General features: G+C 66.5%; 3 protein-coding genes. All 3 read left to right on the top strand.

Annotation, left to right across the window (positions count from 1 at the left end; translation table 11 throughout):
• The first annotated feature begins 10 nt into the window (after positions 1–10).
• From mobB to I71_RS40480, 3 genes are read left to right on the top strand one after another with little or no spacing between them, the layout of a single operon-like run.
• Entirely contained in the window at positions 11–511 is a 501-nt protein-coding gene (mobB, locus tag I71_RS04260) for a molybdopterin-guanine dinucleotide biosynthesis protein B (RefSeq protein ID WP_042691086.1), read from the top strand.
• 38 nt (positions 512–549) lie between these two features.
• A complete protein-coding gene (locus I71_RS04265) occupies positions 550–1,221 on the top strand; it encodes an HAD hydrolase-like protein (protein WP_042691089.1) in 672 nt (223 codons plus the stop codon).
• A gap of 60 nt (positions 1,222–1,281) precedes the next feature.
• Positions 1,282–1,410: a hypothetical protein gene (locus tag I71_RS40480; protein WP_280109845.1), complete on the top strand. Its 129-nt coding sequence runs from the start codon at positions 1,282–1,284 to the stop codon at positions 1,408–1,410.
• Positions 1,411–1,434 lie beyond the last annotated feature (24 nt).

Consider the following 1,434-nt stretch of genomic DNA (forward strand, 5'->3'; position numbering starts at 1 on the left):
TTTTTAGGCCATGAAGATTTTTGGACTGACCGGCTGGAGCGGCAGCGGCAAGACCTCGCTGATGGTGCGGCTGATTCCGGCGTTGACGGGACGCGGCTTGCGGGTCTCGACCGTCAAGCACGCCCACAAGGGCTTCGACATCGACCATCCCGGCAAGGACAGCCACAACCACCGCCTTGCCGGTGCCACCGAGGTGCTGGTCAGCTCGCCCCTCCGCTGGGCGCTGATGCATGAGCTGCGTGACGGCGAGCCGGAACTGTCGCTGGACCAGTTGATCGCCAAGGTCGCGCCGGTCGATCTGTTGCTGATCGAGGGCTTCAAGCGCGACCGGCACGAGAAGATCGAGGTCTGGCGGGCCGATGTGGACAAGCCGCTGATCGCTCCGGAGGACCCCACCATCGTTGCGGTGGCCAGCGACAGCGAGGTTGCCGGTTGTCCGGTTCCGCTGCTGGACCTGAACGACGCGGATGCGATTGCGGCCTTCATCGTCGCGCGCTGCGGGTTGGGGTGAGGCTGAACCTTCGTCCGGCCGAAACGCCGCAAGACAGCATGGGCTGCGCACCCTCCACCACGCCACCGGCAGTCGACAATCGCGGCTACCGGCTCGCCATTTTCGATTTCGACGGCACGCTGGCCGACTCCTTCCCCTGGTTCGTTGGCGTCCTGAACGGCGTTGCCGACCGCTATGGCTTCAACCGGGTGAGGGCGGGGGAAATGGACCTGCTGCGCAGCTATGACGCGCAGCAGATCATGCGGCACCTGCGCGTGGCGAACTGGAAGCTTCCCTTCATCGCCAACCATATGCGGCGAATGATGGCGCGCGACATCGACGGCATCCGGCTGTTCGATGGCGTGCCCGAGATGCTGCGGCTGCTGCATGAGCGGGGTATCACCATCGCCATCGTCAGCTCGAACTCGGCGGACAACATCCGTCGAGTCCTGGGTGAGGACTCCGCGGGACTGGTGGCCCGGTATGGCTGCGGTGCATCATTGTTCGGCAAGGCGGCGAAATTCCGCAGGATGCTGCGCGTCACCGGCGTTTCGGCGGATCGCGCCATCGGCATCGGTGACGAGGTGCGTGACATCGATGCCGCGCGGGCGGTGGGGATGGGGTGTGCCGCCGTCGCCTGGGGCTACACGCGCGGCGACGCGCTGGCGGCGCGGCGGCCGGACCGGCTGCTAACGCGGGTGGAGGAGATTGCCTGCCTGTTCGGCGGTTGAGAGCCACGGCCGGAAAGCATGCCTTTTCCCTCTTCGCACCCGACGCCCTGACGGACTAGAGTGGCGGCCATGGTGCAACTCGACAATGACTGCTTTGCCTTCGGCGGGCCGATGATGGCGATGGAGCCGGCTCTGGCGCTGCTGGCCGGACGGGTCGGACCGTCACGGCGACCGGGACCGTGCCGCTGACCGATGCGCTGGGCCGTGTGCTTG

Source organism: Azospirillum sp. B506 (assembly GCF_000333595.1).
Lineage (GTDB): Bacteria > Pseudomonadota > Alphaproteobacteria > Azospirillales > Azospirillaceae > Azospirillum.